This window comes from Solwaraspora sp. WMMD791, assembly GCF_029581195.1.
Lineage (GTDB): Bacteria > Actinomycetota > Actinomycetes > Mycobacteriales > Micromonosporaceae > Micromonospora_E.
Window position 1 is genome coordinate 703913 of record NZ_CP120737.1, and the last position, 16908, is coordinate 720820.

Here is a 16908-nt window from a genome sequence, read left to right on the forward strand (position 1 = left end):
GGAGAACCGCGACATGCCTGACCAGCCCGGTGTCGACGCGTACGCGGTACACCTGCCGGCGTTCACCCTGCACGACAACAGACTCGACGCGGTCGACCCGCCGCGACCGGGCGGCCCGGTGCGCGGTGTCGCCGCCTTCGACGAGGACACCGTCACCATGGCCGTCGAGGCGTTGCGCCCCGTAGCCGCCGACCATCCGATCCGTGATCAGTTGCTGTTCGGGACCACCAGCGCACCGTACGAGGCGAAGACCTCGGCGGGGGTGGTGCACGCCGCGCTCGGACTCGATCCGGCCGTCAGCGCGGTCGACCTGCGCGGCCACCGGTGCGGCGCGAGCGCTCTCGACCTCGTCGTCCGGTCCGGCGCGGCGGCGGTGACGGCCGACCTGCGGACCACCCGTCCCGGGGCACCCGACGAGCTGGCCCAAGGCGACGCCGCCGCGGCGTTCGTCGGGGGCGGTAACCGCGCCGCCACGCTGCTCGCCCGTACCGGACACACCGCCGAGGTCCTGGAGCGGTGGCGGCTGCCCGGGGAGCGCCACGACCGGGTCTGGGACGAACGGTTCACCGCCGACGTCCTCGTCACCGCGGGCCTCGACACCGCCCGGCAGGCCATGGCCGCCGCGTCCCTGGACACCGTCGACGAGGTCGTCGTCTCCTCGTCCAACGCCCGGGCCGCCGCGGCGCTGCGGCGGGCACTGCGCGGCTCCGGGGTCGACCTGCGGACCGAACGGGCCACCGGGTTCACCGGTGCCGCCCACCCCGCCCTGCTCCTTGCCGCCGCACTCGACGAGTCGTGGCCGGGCCGGACGATCCTGCTGCTGTCAGCCACCGAAGGCGCCGACGCGTTCGTCTGGCAGGCTGGTGCCGGGGTGCGGTCGGCGCGGGCCGGGCGCTCCGTCCGCGACCAGTTGGCCGCCCGCCGGCCCGTCGGCTACGGCCGTTACCTGCGCTGGCGGGGGCTGCTGGACGTGCAGGGCCCCGCGCGGCCGGCGTCTCCGGCACCGGCCTCCCCGGCGATGTTCCGCCGTGCCGGCTGGAAGTACCGGCTCGAGGCCAGCCAGTGCGACGCCTGCGGAAACCTCACCAGCCCACCGGGGAGGGTCTGCGCGTCCTGCGGCATCGCGTCGACGGGGCAGCCCACCGTGAAGGTCTCGCTGCGGGACAAGGTCGCCCGGGTCGTCTCCGCCACCAGGGACCACCTGACCACCATGCCGGAGCCGGAGGTCGTGATCGTCGTCGCCGACGTCGACGGCGGCGGCCGGTTGACCACGTACGCGACCGACGTCGTGCCGGGCGACGTGACGGTGGGCATGCCGATGACGCCCACGTTCCGGCGGCTCTGGACCACCGACTCGATCCACAACTACTTCTGGAAACTCCGGCCGATTCCGGTGCCGGACCCGCCCGTGGAAGGACAGCACTGATGGCCAGCAGGCGTATGGCCCACGACGTCGCGATCGTGGCGATGGGCTGCACCCCGTTCCGCGACCACTGGCACCGTTCCGCCGACGACCTGCTGGTCGACGCGGTGCAGGAGTGCGTCGGCGCGCTGCCCGGCACCACCCTCGACGACGTCGACGCCTTCTGGGTCGGCACCCAGGGTTCCGGCATGTCCGGGCAGACGCTGGCCCGGCCGTTGCGGCTGGTCGGCAAACCGGTCACCCGCGTGGAGAACTACTGCGCCACCGGCTCGGAGTCGCTGCGCAACGCGGCGTTCGCGGTCGCCTCCGGCGCGTACGACATGGTGATGGCCACCGGCGTCGAGAAGCTGAAGGACTCGTCGTACTCCGGCCTGGCCGCCGTCTACCCACCCGCCGACGGCACCGACGTCGACTGGACCGCGCCCGCCGGCTTCTCCCTGCTCGCGCCCGCCTACCAGCAGGCGTACGGGGTGGGCGCGCGGGACATGCGCGACGCCATGACGAAGGTCGCGACGAAGAACCACGCGAACGGCGCGTTGAACGAGCGTGCCCAGTTCCGTAAGGCGGTCTCCGCCGAGGCCGTCGAGAACGCGCCACGTATCGCCGGTCAGCTCGGCGTCATGGACTGCTCGGGCGTCTCCGACGGGGCCGCCGCAGCGATCCTGGTCCGCGCCGAGGACGCCCACCGGTACACCGACAAGCCGGTGTTCCTACGGGGGATGGGCTTCGTCGCCGGCTCGGGCGCGGGCCTGGCCACCGACGGCTACGACTTCACCACCTTTCCCGAGGTGGTGCAGGCGGCACGACAGGCCTACGACCAGGCGGGTGTCACCGACCCGGCGACGGAGATCTCGCTGGCCGAGGTGCACGACTGCTTCACCCCGACCGAGGTGGTCCTGATGGAGGATCTGGGCTTCTCCGAACGCGGCAAGGCCTGGCGGGACATCCTCGACGGCCGGTACGACCTCGGCGGCGCGTTGCCGGTCAACACCGACGGCGGTCTCAAGTCGTTCGGCCACCCGATCGGCGCCACCGGGCTGCGGATGATGTTCGAGTGTTTCACCCAGCTGCGGGGTGAGGCCGGCGCCCGCCAGGTGCCCGACGCCCGGTTGGCCCTCGCGCAGAACCTCGGCGGGCAGCCCGGTTCCTGCGTGGCGTTCGTCGCGGTGCTGGGGAGCCAGCGGTGAGCGCCGAGGTGCGCCTCGACGGGCAGGTCGTCGTCGTCACCGGTGCCGGCAACGGGATCGGCCGGGCGCACGCCCTGCTGCTGGCCGAACGCGGTGCCCGCGTCGTCGTCAACGACCTCGGCGGGGCGGTGGACGGTTCGGGCTCCTCGGGTGCGGCGCAGCGGGTGGTCGAGGAGATCCGCGCCGCCGGCGGTGTCGCGGTCGCGTCGACCGACTCGGTCGCCACCGCCGCCGGCGGCGCCGACCTCGTGGCCCGGGCCGTCGACGAGTACGGGCGGATCGACGCGGTGATCCACAACGCCGGCATCCTGCGGGACGGCACGCTGGCCAAGATGCGTGAGGAGGACGTCACCGCGGTCCTCGACGTGCACCTCGCCGGTGCGTTCCACGTGCTGCGGCCCGCGTGGGGGCAGATGGCCGAGCGGGGGTACGGGCGGATCGTGTTGACCAGTTCGTCGTCCGGGCTGTTCGGCAACTTCGGCCAGGCCAACTACGGGGCCGCCAAGGCCGGCCTGATCGGGCTGATGAACGTCCTCGCGCTGGAAGGGGCCCGCCGGGGCATCCTGGTGAACGCGATCGCACCGACCGCCGCGACCCGGATGACCGAGAACCTTCTCGGCGAGTTGACCGACCGGTTCGACCCCCGGCACGTCGCCGCAGTGGCGACCTACCTCGCTTCCGGGCAGTGCCAGCTCAACCGGCACATCCTCACCGTCGGCGGCGGCCGGGTCGGGCGGATCTTCCTCGGCGTCACCCCCGGTTGGTACGGCGGGGCCGAGCCGGTCTCGCCCGACGACATCAGCGCGTCGATCGACGAGATCTGCCGGCTCGACGATTTCATCGTCCCGGACAGCGGCGCCGACGAGGTCACGCTGATCCAGCGGGCCCTGTCCGGACCAGCCGGTCCAACCGCCTGAGCCCGCGTCAAGCAAGCCTGAGCCCGCGTCAAGCAAGCCTGAGCCCGCGTCAAGCAAGCCCGAGCCCGAGCCCGCGTCAAGGAAGGGAGCCACCATGCCGGTGAGCGAAGTGCACCATGTGGCCGTGACCGTATCCGACGTCGACCGCGCCGCGGACTTCTACGAGAAGGCGCTGGGCTACCGCCGGACACTGCGGGCCGACGTCGCCGGTCCCGGTATCGAGGTGTCGCTGGGCCTGCCCGCCGGCACCACCGGCCGGGTCCAGTACCTGCAGGGGCCGAGCCAGATCGGGCAGCTGGAGCTGATCGAGTGGAACGGCACCGCGACCCGGACGGCGACCGGTGGACATCTGGAACTGGGTACCTTCCTGCTCAGCTTCGCGGTGCCGCTGGCGGAGATGGACGAGCTGTACGCCCGGCTGGTCGAGCTGGGCGCGCAGTGCCTGAGCCCACCGAACCAGGTCCTGCTCGACAACTACGGGCCGATCACCGCGTTCGCGGCCCGTGACCTCGACGGCAACCTGCTGGAGTTCGTGGCGCTGCCGTCGCGGGAGGAGATCCTGGCCCGGCGGCGGGAGGGCGGCAGCTGATGGCGACCAGCAACTTCACTGAGACGCTGCGCCGGCAGGCGCTGCGCCGCGCCGACCGGGAGGCGCTGGTCGACTCCGACGCCCGCTGGACGTACGCCGAACTGGACGCCGACGTCGACCGGCACGCGGCGGCACTGCGCGACGCCGGCATCGCCGACGGTGACCTGGTCGGGGTGCTCGGCCGTAACAGCGCCACGTACGTCATCGAGCTGCTGGCGCTGAGCCGCCTCGGTGCGATCTCGGTTCCGCTGAACTGGCGGCTGCACCCCCACGAGCAGGCGTACGTCCTCGATCAGGCCGGCGTCACCGGCCTGATCTACGACGACGACTTCGCCGACGCCGCCGCCACCCTGCTGGCCACGACCGGCCTGCGGACCGCTGTGGCCAACGGCGCCCGGGTCGTCGCCGACGCCCGTCGACTGGTCGACCTGCTCGCCGCGCAACCGCCCGGCGTGCGGGTACCGGACGCCGAGAAGACCGCCGCCGACGTGCACCGGCTGCTCTACACCTCCGGCACCACCGCACGGCCCAAGGGCGTGATTCACACCTGCGGCAACCTGACGGCGAACCACCTGGCGCAGGTGCTCGAACTGGAGCTCACCGCAGCCGACCGGATTCTCGTCTCGGCGCCGCTGTTCCACGTCAGCGGCCTGGAGGCACCGGGCCTGGCGACCTTCGTGGCGGGCGCGACGATGGTGCTGACCCCGACGTTCAAGGCCGCTGACATCGCCCGGACCGTGGCCCGGGAGCGGATCACCGGCATGGTCCTGGCGGCGCAGATCCTCTTCGGGCTGCTCGACCGCGAGGACCAGTCGGACCTCGGGTCGCTGCGCTACCTGCTCTTCGCCGGGGTCGCGCCCAGCGTGCGGCGCGAGGTGAAACGCCGGCTGCCGCACGTCCGGCTGGTGGACACCTTCGGCATGACCGAGCTGTGCAACGGCGTCTGCTACCTGGACGCCGCCCACGAACAGAGCAAGGTCGGCGCGCTCGGCGCGCCGTTTCCCGGGGTGCACATCCGGATCGTCGACGAGCACTTCCAGCCGGTGCCACCCGGTGTCGAGGGGGAGATCATCGTCCGGGGCGAGAAGATCTCGCCCGGCTACTGGAACGACGACGAGGCGAACCGGCGTACCCGCCGGGACGGTTGGTTCCTGACCGGTGACGTCGGGCGGATCGACGCCGACGGCTACCTGTGGTTCGTCGACCGCCGCGCCGATCTGATCAAGTCCGGTGGGGAGAACATCGCCAGCGCCGAGGTCGAACGGGTCATCGCCGGGCATCCCGACGTCAGCGAGGTCGCCGTCGTCGGGGTGCCGGACCCGACCTGGGACGAGGTTCCGAAGGCGTACGTGATCCTGCGCGCCGACGCGACCACCACGGCGGAGGGGATCCGCGAGCACTGCCGGGCCGAGCTGGCCCGGTACAAGGTGCCCAAGTACGTCCAGATCGTGACGTCGCTGCCGCGCAACGACTCCGGCAAGGTGCTCAAGAAGCAGCTGCGGGAGACGGCGGTGACCGGATGAGTACGGCGAACGTCGCCGCGATGCTGACCGGCAACGCCCGGCGCTTCGCCGACGCCGACGCGCTGGTCTTCGAGGGCCGGCGGTGGACCCACCGCCAGCTCGCCGCCGACGTCGAGGCCCTGGCTGCGGGGCTGGCCGCCGAAGGGATCCGCCGCGACGCCCGGGTGGCGATCATCTCGAACAACGTGCCCGAGTTCCTGCTGCTGTCGCTGGCGTTGTCGAAGCTCGGTGCGGTCTTCGTGCCTTTGAACTACCGGCTCACCGCGGGGGAGCTGGCCCACCTGCTGCGGCACGCGCGGGTCCGGGCGGTCGCGACGGTCCCGGAGTTCGCCGCGCTGACCGACGCCGCCGTGACGGAGGCCGCGCTGACCGGGGCGGGCGCGGGTCCGGCGGCCGCCGTACGCCGGTTCGCGTTGGAACCGATCGACGACGGCTGGCTCGACCTGCGGGCGGTGATCGAGTCCCACCGGGGTGCCCGGGTCGCCGACGTCGATCTCGACGATGCGGCCCTGCACCGGATCGTCTACACCTCCGGCACGACCGGGCTGCCCAAGGGGGTGCTGCTCACCCACGGCAACGTGAACATGAACATGCACGCCCAGATCGTCGAGCTCGGGCTGCGGCCGGGTGACCGGATCCTCAACTTCGCGCCGCTGTACCACGTCGGCGGCACCGACCTGCCGGGCTTCGGCATCTGGCATGTGGGCGGCACGATGGTGCTGCAACGGCGGTTCGACCCGGCGGCGGTGCTGCGGACGATCGAGACCGAGCGGATCACCGGAATGGTGATGGCGGCGACGATGCTCGACATGGTCCGGCGTGCGGCCGACGTCGTCGCCGCTGACCTGACGTCGGTGCGGTGGGTCATCTATTCGCAGGTCACGTCGGCGCTGTTCGCCGTGGCGCGGGAGCTCTTTCCGGACGCCCGGCTGATCGAGGGCTACGGACTCACCGAGACGTGCAGCGCTCTGACGTACCTCGACGAGGCGCACATGCGGTCCAAGCAGGGGTCGGTCGGCCTGCCCGTGCCGTGGGTCCAGGTACGGGTGGTCGACGCGGACGGCAACGACGTGCTGGTCGGTGACGACGGCGAGGTGATCGCGCGCGGCCCGAAGGTGAGCCCCGGCTACCTCGACGATCCGCAGGCGACCAGGGCCGCGTGGCGCGACGGCTGGTTCCACACCGGCGACGTCGGTCGGTTCGACGCCGACGGCTACCTGTACATCCGGGACCGGCTCAAGGACATGATCCGCAGCGGTGGGGAGAACATGTCCAGCGCCGAGATCGAGAACGTGCTGGCCGACCACCCGCTGGTGCTGGCCGCGTCGGTGGTGGCGGCGCCGCATCCGGTGTGGCTGGAGGTGCCGGTGGCGTTCGTGATCGGCCGACCCGGCCTGGAACCCGAGTCGCTTGTCGCACACGCGCGGCAGCGTCTCGGCGGCTTCAAGGTCCCGAAGGAGATCTACGTCGTGGACGAGTTTCCGACGAATCCGTCCGGCAAGGTGTTGAAGCGGAGTCTGCGGGAGTTGCGGTCGTCGGCGCGCCCGGACTGGACGTACGACCGGCCGCGACGCGACTGACGACTACCGGTGGACGCCCGCCGTGTGCCGCAGCAGGGCATGGGTATGGACGAGGGAGAACCGTCGGGTGCCCCGGCCGAGTTCGTCCCAGGGCCTGCGCCATCGCATCCGCCGGGCAATGTCCCAGGCGGTGACCTGCCCGTCGGTCCCGGCCAGGGCGTTCACGGTGGCGACCTCGGCACGGTGGAAGGCGGTCAGCTCGTCGGCGCGGGCCGCGACGTCGCGGTACGGGAACTGGTGGGCCGGGCAGGCGATCGTCGCGCCGAGATCGCGGATGCGTGCCAGGGTCCGGAACAGGTCGGCCGCCGGGTCGTCGTCGGCGCGGCTGACGATCGCGAGCTGGGTGGGGCCTTCGGGCATCATCGTGTCGCCGGTGAAGACCAGGCCGCGGGTGTCGACGTAGACCAGGTGCCCGTAGGTGTGGCCCGGGGCCGGTACGGCGCGGATGGTCACGTCACCGAACCGGAACTCGGTCTCGTCGGCCACGGCCAGGTCGATCCGCAGGTCCTCGTGGTGCGCGGTGACCGCCACCGCGTCGGCGTACATCGCCTCGACGACGTCGGGCGGGGCGCCGGTCGTCGTGAGGGCGGTGCGCAGCTGGGTGAGGAAGCCGCCCCTGCTGCGGCGCATGGTGGCGAAGTCGTCGGCCTGCCCCATGACCAGCCGGGCGCCGGACCGGGCGCGGACCCGGGCGGCGAAGCCGATGTGGTCCGGGTGGTTGTGGGTGAGCAGGACGGTGGAGATCGTCTCGACCCGGCGGCCGATCGCGGCGACCGATCCGGTGAACGACTCCCAGCAGCTCGGGTGGTCGTAGCCGGCGTCGATGAGGACCGGGCCGTCGCTGGTGTCGACCAGGAAGACGGTGACGTAACGCAGTGCGCTGCCGCGCAGCGGGACCGGGATCGCCCAGACCCCGTCGGTGACCTCGGTCGGGGCCGGGATCTGACGGGCGTGATAGCTGGCGGCGTGCGCGTCGTTCACGGGTCTGGACATCGTCAGACGCCTCCCTTACTGTGGAAACAACAACATACCGGATGGTCGGAATTTAACTCAAGGAGTCCGATGAGCGACGAGCGGACCGGCTTCCGGCTCTGGGCGGCCGCCGAGCCGGACCTGTGCGCGATCGTGACTGCCGACGATCGGCAGATCTCCTACGGCGAGCTGTACGCCGAGGTGAACCGGATCTCGCACGGCCTACGCACCCGTGCGGGCCTGCGTGCCGGTGACACGGTCGCGGCGGTGATGACCAACAGCGCCGGCATGGTCGCGCTCTACCTGGCGGCGATGCAGTCGGGGCTCTACCTGGTGACGCTCAACTATCACCTGACCGAGCCCGAGATCGCCTACATCCTCGCCGACAGCGGCGCCAAGGTCGTCGTCTGCTCCGCGCGGGTCGAGCCGGTCGTCGCCGCCGCGGCCGCTGACGTACCCGGGATCCAGGTGTTCGTCGACGGGTCCCCGACCACCGGCCGCGTCCGTCCATTGTCGCAGCTTACCGACGGCATGCCGACGGTGAGCCCGGAGCAGACCCCGGCCGGTTCGCTGATGATGTACACCTCGGGCACCACCGGCCGCCCGAAGGGGGTGAAGCGGCCGCTGGCCGGCGTTGACGCCGACACCGGTGCGTCGACCTACCGGTGGCTGTTCCAGGAGTTCGGGATGGAACGCCCCGCGTTCGGGTCCTGGCTCGTGTCGGCTCCGCTGTACCACTCCGCGAACATCACCCCCGCGATGGGTGCCCTGCACGCCGGCGGCACGATGGTGCTGATGGACGGCTGGACGCCGGAGGGTTTCCTGCGTCGGGTCCACGACCGGCGGGTCACCGGCACCAGCATGGTGCCGACCCACTTCTACCGGCTGCTGCAACTGCCCCAACCGGTTCGCGACAGCTACGACATCTCCTCGCTGCGCTACGTCCTGCACGGCGCCGCGCCGTGCCCGCGCGACGTCAAACAGCGCATCCTCGACTGGTTCGGCCCGGTCGTCTACGAGTACTACGGTTCGACCGAGGTCGGCACCACCATCGCGCGCCCGCACGAGTGGCTCGCCCACCCGGGCACGGTCGGTCGCCCGGCCTCCATCTCGACGCTGCGGATCCTCGACGAACTCGGCAACGAGGTGCCGGTCGGCCAGACCGGCATCGTGTACATGCGCCAGGGCTCCGACCAGGTCGAGTACCACAACGACCCCGACAAGACCGACGGCGCGCGCCGCGATGGCCTGATGACCGTCTGGGACGTCGGCCACGTCGACGCCGACGGCTTCCTGTACATCACCGGCCGGGCCGCCGAACTGATCCTGGTCGGTGGGGTCAACGTCTACCCGGCCGAGATCGAGGCCGCGTTGCTCGGACACGACTGGATCGCCGACGCCGGAGTCGTCGGCGTACCCGATCCGGAGTTCGGCGAGGTGCCGCAGGCGCACGTCGTGCTGACCGAGACCGCGCCCGACGCCGAAACGGCGGTCGCGCAGATCCGTACCTATCTCGCCGGACGGCTGGCGAAGCCGAAACGTCCGCGATCGTACGTCGTCCGCGAGGCGTTGCCCCGCGACCCCAACGGCAAGCTCTACAAGGCGCGGCTCACCCGTGCCCCGGAGGTGTCGGCGTGACCGCGAGGTGTGAGGTACCCGACGACAGGGGAGCCCGGCGTGGACTTCGATGACAGCGACAGCGACCTCGCGTTCCGGCGTGAGGCCGGCGACTGGCTCGACCGGGCGTTGCGCGACGTGCCCGATCAGGAGGAGCTGTCCCAGACCGAGCGTGAGCACTGGTCACGGGTGTGGCAGGAGCGGCTCTGCGCCGGCAACTGGGCCGGGTTGTCCTGGCCGGTCGAGCACGGCGGCCGGGGAATGGACTCGTTGGCGCAGGCGATCTTCAACGAGGAGGCTGCGGTCCGGGGCGCGCCGTACCCGCTCAACGGGGTCGGCATGATGCTGGCCGGTCCGACGATCATCACGCACGGCAGCGACGAGCAGCAGGGCCGGTACCTGCCGGGCATCCTGCGCGGCGAGGAGTACTGGTGCCAGGGCTTCAGCGAGCCCGGCTCCGGTTCCGACCTGGCGAGTCTGCGTACGGCCGCGACCCGGGTCGACGGCGGCTGGCTGATCAACGGCACCAAGGTCTGGACCTCCAACGCGCACAACGCCTCCCGGTGTCTGTTGCTGGCGCGGACCGATCCTGAGGCGGCCCGGCACCGGGGCATCACCTACTTCCTGGCCCCGATGGACCGGTTCACCGTCCGACCACTGGTGATGATCAACGGGGACACCGAGTTCAACGAGATGTTCCTCGACGACGTGTTCGTCCCCGATTCCGACGTGCTCGGCGGGGTCGGCAACGGCTGGAAGGTCGCCCTCACCACGCTTGCCTTCGAACGCGGCAGCATGGCGCTGAACCTGTGGGTGTGGGCCCGCCAGGCGGTGGACCGGGTCGTCGATCTGGCGATCGCGCGGGGACTGGCCGACGACAGCGCCTTCGTCGACACGGTCGGCGCCCTGCAGTGCGACGCGGAGGCGGTCCGGATCGGGTCGATGCGGATGCTGGCGGAGAGTCGTGCCGGCGGCGTCCCCGGACCGGAGACGTCGGCGTTGAAGAGCTTGTGGGCCGGCGTGGTCCAGAACGCGAACCGGCTCGCGGTGCAGCTCGACGAGGCCGGCGGGGTACTTCTCGACGGTGCCGGGGCCGCCGCCCGGATGCACCGCTATCTGCGTGCCCGCGCACACACGATCGAGGGCGGCACGGAGGAAGTCCAGAAGTCGATTCTCGCGGAGCGGGTGCTGAACCTGCCCCGCTCACGTTGAGCGGAGTGGCCACGTGCACGCGACATTCACCCAGGAGCAGCAGGAGATCGGCGAGGCCGTCGCGGCCCTCGCCAAGGCGCAGGCCGGCACGGCGCGCGCGGCGCTGTCGACCGGTTGGCGGCCCTGCGCCGCCGATGGGCCGCTGCTGCGCGACTTCGGGCTGCTCGGCGTGCCCGAGTCCGCCGGTGGTGTCGGGTCGGCTCTGATCGATCTGCTCGTCGCCGTCGAGGTGCTCGGTGAGCACCTGGTCCCGAGCCGGTTCGCGGCCCACGCGGGCGCCGTACAGCTGCTCTGCGGCGCCGACCGGCCCACGGCGCCGCTGCCCGACGGGATCCTCGACGGCAGCCGGGTGCTCACCCCGGCGGTCGACGTGCCGTCCATGGCTGGCTGGCCGGACCGGTCGGTGACGGATCCGCTGGTGCGGACCCTGGTGCCGTACGCCGCCCAGGCGGACGGGTTCGTCGTCGCAGGTCCCGACGGGATCTGGGTCGCGGACGCTGCCGCGTTCACCGAGGAGGCCTGGGTCACCGAACGGCGGTCGTTCGACCCGTCGGTGCCGCTGTCGGACGTGTCGCTGTCCACACCACAGCGGGTCGATCCGGTCGGCACCGGGTTGTGGCGGGCGACGCTGGTGGTCGCCGCCGAGTTGTGCGGCGTCGCGCAGGGCGCGATCGAGCTGGCCGCCGAGCAGGCCCGTACCCGGGTGCAGTTCGGCCGGGTGATCGGATCGTTCCAGGGGGTCGCGTTCCAGCTGGCCGAGGCCGCCACCGCGCGCAAGGCGGCGTGGGACCTGACGCTCTACGCCGCCTGGGCCGTCGACAACCGCCGCCCGGACGCCGGGATCCAGGTGCACGCCGCCAAGGCCGCCGCGGGGAAGGCCGCGGTCTTCGCCGCCGAGCGGGCCATCCAGGTGTACGGCGGGATGGGCATCACCATGGAAGCGGATCCGCATCTGTTCCTGCGTCGGGCGTTGGTGCTCGACGCCCGGGCCGGCCGTGGCCGGTGGCACCGTCACCGGGCCGGCGCGCTACGGATCGAAGCGCGCCGGGCGGGCCCGGGACAATCCACGGACTAACGCGCTGACCTGCGCAGACCTTGCAGTGCCAGTAACGCAGCGGTAACATACCGGCTGGTCGGAATAAACGAGGAGTGGTCGTGAAGTTCGGAATCATGAACCTGTTCCCGGTGGCCGACGGGGCATCGGACCATCAGGTGCTACGAGAGACTCTCGACGAGATCCAGCTGGCCGACGAACTCGGCTTCGACTCGATCTGGCTGGCCGAGCACCACTTCTCGAAGTACGGCATCCTCGGCAGCCCGGTCAACTTCGGCATGGCCGTCGCCGAGCGGACCAAACGAATCACGATCGGCACGGCCGTGCTGGTGCTTCCACTGCACCACCCGCTGCGGCTGGCCGAGGACATCGCCGCGCTCGACGTGCTCAGCGGCGGTCGGGTGACCATCGGGGTCGGCCGCGGCTACCAGCCGGCCGAGTTCGCCGGCTTCGGGATCGCCCTGGCCGAGTCGAAGCAGCGCTACCAGGAGACTCTGGACGTGCTGCGGTTGGCGCTGACCCAGGAGAAGTTCTCCTACCACGGCGAGATCTACCACTTCGACGACGTCACGACCTACCCCCGGCCGTTCACCCCCGGCGGTCCGCCGATCCTGCAGGGGACGGTCTCCCCGGACAGCTTCCGGGAGCGCGGTGCGGTCGGCGAGTCGATCATCACCTCACCGAACTTCACGCCGTTGGGCATCATGCAGAAGAACTTCAGCCTCTACCGGCAGAGCATGCAGGCCAACGGGTTCGACATCGCCGCCTACGAACTGCCCTTCATGCAACAGGTGTGGTGCGGCGACGGCGAGGACGGCCTGCGTGAAGCCGCCTCGGCCGCGATGAACTACTACAAGTCAGTCGGAAAGGTGATCCCGGGTTCGGAGGAGGCCATCGAGCAGGAACGGTCCTACTACGCGGCGGTCGCCAAGAACATCGAACTGCTGACCCTGGAGCAGACCCTGACCCACGGCGGCAACTTCGGCTCGGCGCAGCGCGTCATCGAGACCATCGAGATGCTGCGCGAGCAGCTCGGCATCAACCACTACATCAGCTGGCTGCGGATCCCGTCGCTCGACCGGCGGAGCGCGCTGAAGTCCATGGAGGAGTTCGCCACCAAGGTGATCCCGCACTTCCGCGCGGCGGACCAGGCGGTCCGCCGGACCGACGGCCACGACCGGGCCGACGACGTGCTGACGACCACCGCCCCCCAGGCGGTCGTCGGATGAGGGTCAGCTGTTTCCTCAGCGCCCAGTTCGATCCGTCGACCAACGCCTCCGACGGCATCGATCAGGTGCTGGACCAGGCCGCCGCCGCCGAGGCGGCCGGCTTCCACGCCGTCTACCTCGGCCACCACTTCCTCGCCAGGTCGGCGTTCGTCCAGCCGGTGCCGCTGGCCGGCTACCTCGCCCGGGCGACCACCCGGGTACGCATCGGCTTCGGCGTACTGCTGGCACCGTTGCTGAACCCGGTCGCGCTCGCCGAGGACCTCGCCTCCCTCGACGTGCTCTGCCGGGGACGGTTGACCGTGGGCATCGGCGCCGGCTACCGCAAACGGGAGACCGCCGCGTTCGGCGTGGAGTGGACCGACCGGCTGCGTCGACTGCGTGAGTACGTCCCGATCCTGCGGTCGCTGTGGAACGGCGAGACGATCGACATCTCCGGCAGCTGGGGCGAGGCCCCCGGCGCGTCGCTGGCGCTGCGCCCGGTGCAGCCCGGCGGCCCGCCGCTGTGGATCGGCGCGTTCGCCGAGTCGGCGGTCCGCCGCGCCGCCCGACTGGACGCGCCGTGGCTCATTGGGCCCAAGGGCACCGACGCGGAGCTGGCCCGGCTGCTCGGCGTCTACCGGGGCGAGCTCGCCGACCGTGGCTTCACCCTCGATCGTGAGTACCCGATGAGCCGGGAGGCGTTCATCGGCGACAGCTACGCCGCCGCGGTCAAGGCCGTCCGACCGCACCTGCAGCGTCAGTACGCCGGTTACCGGTCCTGGGACGACGCCCAGTCCCTGGACATCGACCGGTACCTGGCGCAGGACTGCCTGGTCGGCTCGGCTGACGAGATCGTCGACAAGCTCCGGCGCTGGGAGGCCGAACTCGGCATCACCGAGGTCTCGCTGCGGCACCAGTTCGTCGGCGCCAGCCAGGCCGAGGCGATGGAGCAGCTCGCCCGCTTCGGCGCGGAGGTCATTCCCCGGCTCGCCACCTCGACGACGACCCCTGAGGCGGTCCGATGAGCGACAGCGCCACGAGCACCCCGTCGAACGCCGACAATCTGGCCCGCGTTCTGCAACGCCGCCGCGCCGACCGTGCCGACGTCGTCGGGCTGTACGGCGAGGACGGTCGGTCGTGGACGTTCGACGAGATCGACCTGCTCGCCGGCGGGGTGGCCGTCGCGTTGCGTGACGAAGGCGTGGGTGCGGGCGACCGGGTCGCCTGCTACCTGACCAACGGCCCGGACATCGTCTTCTTCCTCTTCGGTTGCTGGAAGATCGGCGCGGTCCCGGTCACCGTCAGCAGTCTGTACAACGCCACCGAGCTCGCCGAGTCGCTGGCCAAGACCAGCCCTCGGCTGCTGCTCGTCGACGGACGCAGCCCGGACGTGGTCGCCGAACTCGTCGGCACCGGGGCCGGCACGAGGGTCCCGGTCCGCCGCGTCGGGGAACTGCCCTCCGCGCCCGACGACGTCGCGGGGCCGGACGTCCCGCCGCTGACGTGGTATCGGCAGGTCCGGGTACCTGCGGTCGACGTCGACCCGCAGGCCGAAGCCTGTGTGCTGTTCACCGGCGGGACCACCGGCCGGCCGAAGGCGGTCAGCGTCACCCACGGCGGGACCCGCGACTCGCTCATGCGGCTGGCCCGCGTCGCCACCGGCACCGACGCCGAAGGCACCGCCGCGCGGGACGCCAGGCCGAACCTCATCGCCCTACCGCTGTTCCACAGCGGCGGCCAGCACTCGCTGCTGTTCGCGTTCTTCGTCGGGCGTCCGGCGGTGGTCTGGGAGAGGTTCGGCGTCGACCGGCTCGCCGACCTGATGGACCGGTTCCGGTTCGACAACTTCTTCTTCCTGCCCACGATGGTCTACGACATCGTGCACGCCGAACGGGACCTGCCGTTCGACGGGGTCAAGTCCGTCCTGGTGGCCGGTCAGGCCATCTCGTGGTCGTTGCGCCGCGCCTTCGAGGAGCGGTACCAGGTGCCGATCCTGGTCAACTACGGATCGACCGAAGCCGGGCACATCGCCGGCTGGACCGGCCGGGACATGAGGGCCGGCCGCTGGAAGCCCGGCTCCGCCGGGCGGGTCTACCCGGGGGTGGAGCTGGAGATCCGGGACGAGACCGGTGCCGCACTGCCGGGCGGGCGACCGGGCGAGGTGGTGGTCCGCTCCGCGTTGACCAGGGGCTACGTCGACGACGACGCCGCCTCCCGCGAGCTGGTCCGGGACGGCTGGGTGCACACCGGCGACATCGGCTACGTCGACGACGATGGGGTGCTGTTCCTGGTCGGCCGGAAGCGGGACATGATCAAATGCGGCGGCTTCCAGGTCTGGCCCGAGGAGATCGAGGACGAGCTGCGCCGGCATCCGCTGGTCGACGACGTACGGGTGCTCGGCCGGCCGGACGACCGGCTCGGCGAGATACCGGTCGCCCTCGTGGTGCGCAGGCCCGACGACACGGTGACCGACAGCGAACTCTCCCAGCGTCTCGTCGCGCACGCCCGGGACCGGCTCGCCCACTTCAAGACGCCCCGGCGGATCGAGTTCGTCGCCGCACTGGAACGCAGCGCCACCGGCAAGATCAGCCGGGCTGCGCCGGCCACGACGCGGGCGGGTGCGTCCGGATGAAGTTCGGCATCATGGCCTCGCACCAGTACCCGCACGGCGACGACCTCGGCGCGCACCTCGCCGAGCTGTTCGGCACCGTCGAACTCGCCGCGGAACTGGGCTACGACTCGGTGTGGACGATCAACCACTTCCAGTCGAACCTGGCCACCCCGCAGCCGATCTCCATGCTCGCCAGCCTCATTCCGCGCTCCGGCGACATGCTGCTCGGCACCGGCATCCTGCTGCTGCCGATGTTCCACCCCGTACACGTCGCGGAGGAGTTCGCGACCCTCGACCACCTCTCCGGCGGACGGGTGGTCCTCGGCGTCGGCGCCGGCTACCGGGAGAACGAGCTCGCCGCGTTCGGGATCGACCCGCAGACCCGGTTCCGGCGCTTCGACGAGAGTATCCGGCTGATCCGCGCGCTGTGGACCGGACGACCGGTCACCCAGGACGGCGAGTTCTACCCGCAGACCGACGCCACGATCGGCGTCGCGCCGCTGACCCCGGGCGGTCCGCCGATCTGGATCGGCGCCGGTGGCAGGAGAGCGGTACGCCGGGCCGCCCGTCTCGGCGACGCCTGGTACGCGCCGGGCAACTCGCCGAGCCGGCGCTTCCTGCCCGAGCATCGGGCCGTCTACGAGGAGGCGCTGGCCGAGTACGGCCGGGATCCGACGACGGTGCAGCGTCCGGTCGGGGTCGAGCTGTACTGCGCGCCGAGCACCGAGCAGGCCGTCGCCGAGGCGCTGCCGCACGCCCGGCGGGAGTACGCCACCTACGCCGAGTACCCGGCGCTGCGCTGGCAGCGGGACCGCTTCGACGAACTGGTCCGCAACACGCTGCTGCTGGGTTCGCCGGAGCTGCTCATCGAACGGATCTCCGCCCTGCGTGACCTGGGGTTCGACCACGTCATCTTCCGCCCCGGGTGGCTCGGCATGCCGACCGGGAAACTGCGCGCCTCGCTGCGGCTGTTCGCCGCCGAGGTGATGCCCGCCTTCCGTACCAGCTGACCTAA

At 71.4% G+C, this 16908-nt stretch carries 14 protein-coding genes; 13 read left to right on the forward strand and 1 reads right to left on the reverse strand.

Translation table 11 applies throughout. The features are described 5' to 3' along the window. The first annotated feature begins 13 nt into the window (after nt 1–13). The 6 genes from O7623_RS03025 to O7623_RS03050 all read left to right on the forward strand — a co-directional run bounded on the left by O7623_RS03025 (nt 14) and on the right by O7623_RS03050 (nt 7219). Nucleotides 14–1426: a hypothetical protein gene (locus O7623_RS03025; protein WP_282227049.1), complete on the forward strand. Its 1413-nt coding sequence runs from the start codon at nt 14–16 to the stop codon at nt 1424–1426. Beyond that, the gene (locus tag O7623_RS03030) at nt 1426–2610 is read left to right on the forward strand and encodes an acetyl-CoA acetyltransferase (RefSeq protein WP_282227050.1); all 1185 of its coding nucleotides are present in this window, start codon (nt 1426–1428) and stop codon (nt 2608–2610) included. The genes O7623_RS03025 and O7623_RS03030 overlap by 1 nt, the downstream gene beginning before the upstream one ends. Then, the gene (locus O7623_RS03035; protein ID WP_282227051.1) at nt 2607–3527 is read left to right on the forward strand and encodes an SDR family NAD(P)-dependent oxidoreductase; all 921 of its coding nucleotides are present in this window, start codon (nt 2607–2609) and stop codon (nt 3525–3527) included. The genes O7623_RS03030 and O7623_RS03035 overlap by 4 nt, the downstream gene beginning before the upstream one ends. A 94-nt stretch (nt 3528–3621) precedes the next feature. Continuing rightward, the gene (locus O7623_RS03040; RefSeq protein ID WP_282227052.1) at nt 3622–4116 is read left to right on the forward strand and encodes a VOC family protein; all 495 of its coding nucleotides are present in this window, start codon (nt 3622–3624) and stop codon (nt 4114–4116) included. Continuing rightward, nucleotides 4116–5639 (forward strand): AMP-binding protein, encoded by a 1524-nt coding sequence (locus tag O7623_RS03045; RefSeq protein ID WP_282227053.1) that lies wholly within the window; start codon nt 4116–4118, stop codon nt 5637–5639. The genes O7623_RS03040 and O7623_RS03045 overlap by 1 nt, the downstream gene beginning before the upstream one ends. Continuing rightward, nucleotides 5636–7219: an AMP-binding protein gene (locus O7623_RS03050; RefSeq protein WP_282227054.1), complete on the forward strand. Its 1584-nt coding sequence runs from the start codon at nt 5636–5638 to the stop codon at nt 7217–7219. Before O7623_RS03045 ends, O7623_RS03050 begins: the two co-directional genes overlap by 4 nt. 3 nt (nt 7220–7222) lie before the next feature. Here O7623_RS03050 and O7623_RS03055 read toward each other — a convergent pair whose 3' ends face one another. Continuing rightward, the gene (locus O7623_RS03055; protein WP_282227055.1) at nt 7223–8212 is read right to left on the reverse strand and encodes an MBL fold metallo-hydrolase; all 990 of its coding nucleotides are present in this window, start codon (nt 8210–8212) and stop codon (nt 7223–7225) included. A 69-nt stretch (nt 8213–8281) separates the two neighbouring features. On the opposite strand from O7623_RS03055, the gene O7623_RS03060 reads away from it, so the two are divergent. The 7 genes from O7623_RS03060 to O7623_RS03090 all read left to right on the forward strand — a co-directional run bounded on the left by O7623_RS03060 (nt 8282) and on the right by O7623_RS03090 (nt 16903). Continuing rightward, nucleotides 8282–9829, forward strand: coding sequence for an AMP-binding protein (locus O7623_RS03060; RefSeq protein ID WP_282227056.1), 1548 nt, complete (start codon nt 8282–8284; stop codon nt 9827–9829). Between the two features lie 39 nt (nt 9830–9868). Continuing rightward, the gene (locus O7623_RS03065) at nt 9869–11020 is read left to right on the forward strand and encodes an acyl-CoA dehydrogenase family protein (protein WP_282227057.1); all 1152 of its coding nucleotides are present in this window, start codon (nt 9869–9871) and stop codon (nt 11018–11020) included. A 13-nt stretch (nt 11021–11033) separates the two neighbouring features. After that, the gene (locus O7623_RS03070; protein WP_282227058.1) at nt 11034–12095 is read left to right on the forward strand and encodes an acyl-CoA dehydrogenase family protein; all 1062 of its coding nucleotides are present in this window, start codon (nt 11034–11036) and stop codon (nt 12093–12095) included. A gap of 80 nt (nt 12096–12175) precedes the next feature. Next, nucleotides 12176–13303, forward strand: coding sequence for an LLM class flavin-dependent oxidoreductase (locus tag O7623_RS03075; protein ID WP_282227059.1), 1128 nt, complete (start codon nt 12176–12178; stop codon nt 13301–13303). Beyond that, nucleotides 13300–14307, forward strand: coding sequence for an LLM class flavin-dependent oxidoreductase (locus O7623_RS03080; protein ID WP_282227060.1), 1008 nt, complete (start codon nt 13300–13302; stop codon nt 14305–14307). The genes O7623_RS03075 and O7623_RS03080 overlap by 4 nt, the downstream gene beginning before the upstream one ends. Then, nucleotides 14304–15914 (forward strand): class I adenylate-forming enzyme family protein, encoded by a 1611-nt coding sequence (locus tag O7623_RS03085; protein WP_282227061.1) that lies wholly within the window; start codon nt 14304–14306, stop codon nt 15912–15914. The genes O7623_RS03080 and O7623_RS03085 overlap by 4 nt, the downstream gene beginning before the upstream one ends. Continuing rightward, nucleotides 15911–16903: an LLM class flavin-dependent oxidoreductase gene (locus tag O7623_RS03090; protein ID WP_282227062.1), complete on the forward strand. Its 993-nt coding sequence runs from the start codon at nt 15911–15913 to the stop codon at nt 16901–16903. The genes O7623_RS03085 and O7623_RS03090 overlap by 4 nt, the downstream gene beginning before the upstream one ends. Nucleotides 16904–16908: the final 5 nt, after the last annotated feature.

Excerpts from the sequence above, each read along its gene's own strand:
- O7623_RS03025 (WP_282227049.1), top strand. The coding sequence starts at position 14 with ATGCCTGACCAGCCCGGTGTCGACGCGTACGCGGTACACCTGCCGGCG.
- O7623_RS03030 (WP_282227050.1), top strand. The coding sequence starts at position 1,426 with ATGGCCAGCAGGCGTATGGCCCACGACGTCGCGATCGTGGCGATGGGC.
- O7623_RS03040 (WP_282227052.1), top strand. The coding sequence starts at position 3,622 with ATGCCGGTGAGCGAAGTGCACCATGTGGCCGTGACCGTATCCGACGTC.
- O7623_RS03045 (WP_282227053.1), top strand. The coding sequence starts at position 4,116 with ATGGCGACCAGCAACTTCACTGAGACGCTGCGCCGGCAGGCGCTGCGC.
- O7623_RS03050 (WP_282227054.1), top strand. The coding sequence starts at position 5,636 with ATGAGTACGGCGAACGTCGCCGCGATGCTGACCGGCAACGCCCGGCGC.
- O7623_RS03055 (WP_282227055.1), bottom strand. The coding sequence starts at position 8,212 with ATGTCCAGACCCGTGAACGACGCGCACGCCGCCAGCTATCACGCCCGT.
- O7623_RS03060 (WP_282227056.1), top strand. The coding sequence starts at position 8,282 with ATGAGCGACGAGCGGACCGGCTTCCGGCTCTGGGCGGCCGCCGAGCCG.
- O7623_RS03080 (WP_282227060.1), top strand. The coding sequence starts at position 13,300 with ATGAGGGTCAGCTGTTTCCTCAGCGCCCAGTTCGATCCGTCGACCAAC.
- O7623_RS03085 (WP_282227061.1), top strand. The coding sequence starts at position 14,304 with ATGAGCGACAGCGCCACGAGCACCCCGTCGAACGCCGACAATCTGGCC.
- O7623_RS03090 (WP_282227062.1), top strand. The coding sequence starts at position 15,911 with ATGAAGTTCGGCATCATGGCCTCGCACCAGTACCCGCACGGCGACGAC.